The sequence below is a fragment of the Pseudomonas sp. Sample_9 genome, assembly GCF_004307535.1.
GTDB lineage: Bacteria > Pseudomonadota > Gammaproteobacteria > Pseudomonadales > Pseudomonadaceae > Aquipseudomonas > Aquipseudomonas mercuritolerans.
The window spans coordinates 1,466-6,569 of record NZ_RAZO01000192.1 but is presented as its reverse complement, the minus strand read 5'-3'; the positions used below and the strand labels follow the sequence as shown (position 1 = coordinate 6,569).

At 63.4% G+C, this 5,104-nt stretch carries 4 protein-coding genes; 1 reads left to right on the top strand and 3 read right to left on the bottom strand.

Annotated elements, in window-relative coordinates; all coding sequences use genetic code 11:
• The 3 genes from D6877_RS10490 to D6877_RS10480 all read right to left on the bottom strand — a co-directional run.
• The coding region (locus D6877_RS10490; RefSeq protein WP_241662880.1) for a collagen-like triple helix repeat-containing protein at window positions 1–1,226 on the bottom strand (1,226 nt) is incomplete at its 3' end.
• 303 nt (window positions 1,227–1,529) lie between these two features.
• Window positions 1,530–2,384, bottom strand: coding sequence for a MaoC/PaaZ C-terminal domain-containing protein (locus tag D6877_RS10485; protein ID WP_130910705.1), 855 nt, complete (start codon window positions 2,382–2,384; stop codon window positions 1,530–1,532).
• A 2-nt stretch (window positions 2,385–2,386) separates the two neighbouring features.
• Window positions 2,387–3,739: a 3-oxoacyl-ACP reductase gene (locus D6877_RS10480; protein WP_130910704.1), complete on the bottom strand. Its 1,353-nt coding sequence runs from the start codon at window positions 3,737–3,739 to the stop codon at window positions 2,387–2,389.
• 253 nt (window positions 3,740–3,992) lie between these two features.
• On the opposite strand from D6877_RS10480, the gene D6877_RS10475 reads away from it, so the two are divergent.
• A partial coding sequence (locus D6877_RS10475; RefSeq protein WP_130910708.1) for an acetyl-CoA C-acetyltransferase occupies window positions 3,993–5,104 on the top strand: 1,112 nt, incomplete at its 3' end.

The following is a 5,104-nucleotide window of genomic DNA, read 5'->3' as shown; positions in this document are numbered from 1 at the left end:
CCGAGTACGGTGTTGATCGACGCAATCGTGTTGCCCAGCCCGCCAGCGGTGACGCCGCCGGCACTGACCACTCCGCTGGTGCTGCCGGCATTCAGGCCGCTGCCAACGTTGACCACCGCACCACCCACGGTTTGCAGCAGGCCGGTACCGCCGAGGCCACCACCGATGCCACCGATGCCGCCAGTACCCGAGCCAGTGCCATTGGACACCAGGCTGCCCGCTTTGCCGACCGCCGTGCCGGTGTTGCTCAGGGCGCCGCCGAGGGTGTTGGTCAGGGCATTGCCGCTGCCTGCGTTGGTAACTTTGCCGCCGAGGCTGTTCACCGTTGCGCCGACTTGCGCAATCGCTCCTTTGAGCGGATCACCCAGTCGCGTGGTAACGCCCAGTTTGTCGGTGGTGCTTTCGACCATGGCGATCACCGGCACCAGGCCGCTGCCGACCTTGTTGGTCAACTGGCTGGTCGGGCCGCTGGTCAGTGAGGTGTTGAGGGTGTCGCCAAGCATGGTGACTTTTTCACCGATGCCATCGACCAGCGGCGCCACCCGGGTGACTACACCGCCCACGACGGGAACGCTACGGGTCGTTGTGTTCAGTTTGACGCTGAGGTCCGACACGCCGTCGCCAACATCGGAAACCGCGCCGCCAAGCGAGGCCACGGTGGTGGTCAGGCCATTGGGGTCAGTGGCCAGTTTGCCGATGCCATCAGTGACGCCATCGCCCAAGGTGCTGACCACGTTGCCGGTGGTGTTGGCCACGCTTTGGACGATGCCGCCAGCGACCGGAACAGTACTCAGTGAATCGCCGATCTGGCCGACGCCATCGCCGACACCGCTGACGGTTTTGCCGACATCCTGAACAAGTGTTGTGGTCACCAGCGAAGGTGCAGCGGGATTGGTCGGGTTGGTGGGATCGGTCGGGTCTGTCGGATTGGTTGGGTTGGTCGGATCGGTGCCACCGCCAGTTCCACCAGTGCCACCGGTTCCACCAGTGCCTGCGGTATCGCCACCAGTGCCACCTGTGCCGCCGGTGCCGGCAGTATCGCCGCCGGTCCCGCCGGTCCCGCCACCCGTGCCACCGCTGCCATCGGTACCCGCCGTGCCGTCCGCCGTCGAGCTGCCCGAACTGCTGCGATGGCCGCCACCGCCGCTGCTGCAGCCGACGAGTCCCACAGAAAGAATCAGTGCCAGCGCGATTGCCGATTTGGACCACATCACTTGAGTTTTCATGATTGAGATTCCTGCACCTGTCACAACGTTACGTTGCCTTCGATGGCCCGCCGATCTGTCGTCGGCGATGCCTCGTCCGTGACTGTAATCTCAGTCGAGGGCAGGTTTTTCACCATTCTCAAGTTGGTATTAACCCCTTTATGTAGAGGGGCCGGCGCAATGCCGAAGGACTAGTACCCAAGTAATAAACGCGCAAAAAAAAGCCTTGAAATTCAAGGCTCGGTTTTTTGCAAAGCGGCGGGCAGGGCGCGGAAAAACTTAAGTGATATATACACAATTAACGGGTTTTTCCGCCCCGCCAGATCAGGCGATCGGTTGCCATTGACCGACCATATGTTCCAGGTCGCCGGCACCGATCAGGCGCAACTCACCGCTGGAGCCTGCGGCACTGGCCAGCAATGTCACTTCACTGGGCAGGCGCACCGGTTTGCGAAAGTGCACGGCGATTTCCAGGTTGGCTTTGGGCAGGTGATCAGAGAGTGCCGCCAGTGTGCGCGCCTTGTTCCACAGTCCATGGGCGATCGCGGTGGGAAAACCGAACAGCCTGGCGCTCGACGCACTCAGGTGAATCGGGTTGTAGTCGCCGGAGACTTTCGCATACTGGCGACCGATATCGGCCGGCGCGGTCCAGCGCGCTACTTCCAGCAGATCCTGTGACGGCTGCCAGTCCTGAGCCAGCGCCTCGCCCTCGAGTTTCACCCCGCGACAGAGCATGCGGCTTTCGGCTTCCCACAGCGGCCCGAGCTGATCGTCGAGGGTGGTCAACAGATCGAATGTCGCGCCCTTGGCATGTGGTTGCAGGTTGTGCACGCGCACGCTGACTTGCGCGCGGCTCATCGCGCCCATCGGCCGCAGCACGCGGATGCGGTTGCTCAGGTGAATCAGCCCCAGCAGCGGGAACGGAAAATCCCTGGCCGTGAGCAATTGCATCTGCAAGGCGAAGGCGAGGATGTGCGGATAGGTTGGCGGCAGCAGACCGTCATCGACGAAACCGCAAACCTTGCGATAGGCCGCCAGCCGTTTGCCGTCGATATCGACCCAGCAACGCAGGCCGCTGTCGGGCAGTTGCGTACCGGTGATTTTGCGTCGCGTCGCTGCGCGCGAATAAAGCCCCGGCAGACTCGGTTGGCGATCCAGCGTGTGCCATTCGATGCTCATGCTCAAGCCCCCAGAACGCTTTGGCCACAGACCCGCAGCGCCTGCCCGGTGAACGCGCCCGTGCCCGGTTGCGCCAGCCACGCCACGGCTTCGGCGACGTCTTGCGGCAAGCCACCCTGGCCCAGCGAACTCATGCGCCGCCCGGCTTCGCGCAGGCCGAACGGAATGTGCGCAGTCATTTGCGTCTCGATAAAACCCGGGGCGACGGCGTTGATGCTGATCCCGCGTTCCAGCAATGTCGGCGCCCATGCCTGGGCCAGACCGATCAGGCCAGCCTTGCTCGCCGCGTAGTTGGTTTGCCCGCGATTGCCGGCGATGCCGCTGATCGAGGCGAGCAGGACCACCCGTGCGTTGTCGCGCAGGGTGCCGCTGTCGAGCAGCGCCTTGGTCAGCACTTGCGGGGCATTGAGGTTGACGGCCAGCACCGCGTCCCAGAATTCCGGGGTCATGTTGGCCAGGGTTTTGTCGCGGGTGATGCCGGCGTTGTGCACGAGGATGTCGAGGCCGTCGGGCAGCTGTTCGATCAATTGCGCGGCGGCGTCATCGGCGCAGATATCGAGGGTGATCGCACGGCCGCCGAGGCGCGCGGCAAGGGCTTCGAGATCGGTTTTGGCCGGCGGTACGTCGAGCAGAATCACCTCGGCGCCATCGCGGGCGAGGGTTTCGGCAATCGACGCGCCAATGCCGCGCGCAGCACCGGTGACCAGCGCCTTGCGCCCGGCCAGGGGTCGCGTCCAGTCGGTCACTGGGGTGGCGCACGCGGTCAGGCGAATCACCTGGCCGGAAACGAATGCACTTTTCGGCGAGAGGAAGAATCGCAGCGGGCCTTCCAGTTGATCTTCGGCACCTTCGCCGACGTAGATCAGCTGCAAGGTGCCACCGCCGCGCAGCTCTTTGGCCAGCGAGCGCGAGAAGCCTTCAAGTGCTCGTTGTGCGCTGGAGGCGAACGGATCACCCAAGGTTTCCGGCGCGCGGCCGAGAATCACCAGGTGCGCGCTATGGTCGAGATTCTTCATCAATGGCTGGAAGAATTCGCGCAGTTGCTTGAGCTGGTCGGTGTGTTGCAGAGCGCTGGCGTCGAACACCACCGCTGTGATTTTCGGCCCGTGGCCGGGGATCCACGCGGTGGCCAGCGAGGGCTCGGTGCCGTAGCTGTAGATCGCGTCGGTCAAGCGATTGGCAAACCGGCTGATCCGTTCGGCCAGCGGCCCGCCACCGATCAACAGGGCGCCCTCGATCGGCCGCAGACGCCCCGCCTGCCAGCGTTCCAGCCGCACCGGCGACGGCAGGCCCAAGGCCCCGACCAGACGATGGCCGAAGGATGAGTTGGCGAAGTCGATATAGCGGTCAGACATGGAACGCTCTCCAGAAGTTGGGGTTCAAAGTGTGGACTGCCTACGGCAATCAATCGTTCGATCGGCGCAATAAGGCCTACGCTGGAACATTCAGGTTTAGCAGGTATTGCAGATTAATGCGGTTCATGTGGGAGCGAGCCTGCTCGCGAAGGCGGTGCTTCAGGCCCTGAAGTGCTGAATGTGCCGGCCTCTTCGCGAGCAGGCTCGCTCCCACAGGGATGTGCAAATTCGACCATTTGGAACAGGAGCTTTTATGACCCAGCTGCGCCGCGTCGCGATCATCGGCGGTAACCGCATCCCTTTCGCCCGCTCCAACGGGCCGTACGCCACCGCCAGCAATCAGGCGATGCTCACCGCCGCGCTGGAAGGCCTGATCGAACGCTACAACCTGCACGGCCAGCGCATCGGCGAGGTGGTGACCGGCGCGGTACTTAAATTGTCACGGGATATGAACCTGACCCGCGAATGCGTGCTCGGCTCGCGCTTGTCTCCGATGACGCCGGCCTATGACATTCAGCAAGCCTGCGGCACTGGTCTGGAAGCGGCGTTGCTGGTGGCCAACAAAATCGCCCTCGGCCAGATCGACTGCGGGATTGCCGGCGGCGTCGACACCACTTCCGACGCGCCGATCAGCGTCAGCGAAGGCCTGCGCAGGATTCTTCTACAGGCCAACCGCGCCAAGAGCACCGGCGACAAGCTGAAAACCCTTTTGCAGTTGCGCCCCCGGCATCTGATTCCCGAATTCCCGCGCAACGGCGAGCCACGCACTGGCCTGTCCATGGGCGAGCACTGTGAGCTGATGGCGCAGACCTGGAATATCCCCCGCGAAGAACAGGATCAACTGGCCCTCGAAAGCCACCACAAACTCGCCGCTTCCTACAGCGAAGGCTGGCACAACGATCTGATGACGCCGTTCCTCGGCCTGACCCGCGACAACAATCTGCGCCCGGACCTGACCTTGGAAAAACTCGCCACGCTGAAACCGGCCTTCGAGAAAAGCGCCAAGGGCACGCTGACGGCGGGTAACTCTACGCCGCTCACCGATGGCGCTTCGGTGGTGTTGCTGGGAAGTGAGGAATGGGCCAAAGCGCGCGGCTTGCCGATCCTCGCTTATCTGCGCGACGGCGAAGCGGCGGCGGTGGATTTCGTCAACGGTGCCGAGGGCCTGCTGATGGCGCCGGTGTACGCCGTGCCACGCTTGCTGGCGCGCAACGGCCTGACCTTGCAGGATTTTGATTACTACGAAATCCACGAAGCGTTCGCCGCGCAGGTCTTGTGCACGCTCAAGGCCTGGGAAGATCCGGAATATTGCAAAACCCGCTTGGGGCTCGACGCGCCGCTGGGTTCGATTGATCGCAGTCGGCT

Excerpts from the sequence above, each read along its gene's own strand:
- D6877_RS10480 (WP_130910704.1), bottom strand. The coding sequence starts at position 3,739 with ATGTCTGACCGCTATATCGACTTCGCCAACTCATCCTTCGGCCATCGT.
- D6877_RS10485 (WP_130910705.1), bottom strand. The coding sequence starts at position 2,384 with ATGAGCATCGAATGGCACACGCTGGATCGCCAACCGAGTCTGCCGGGG.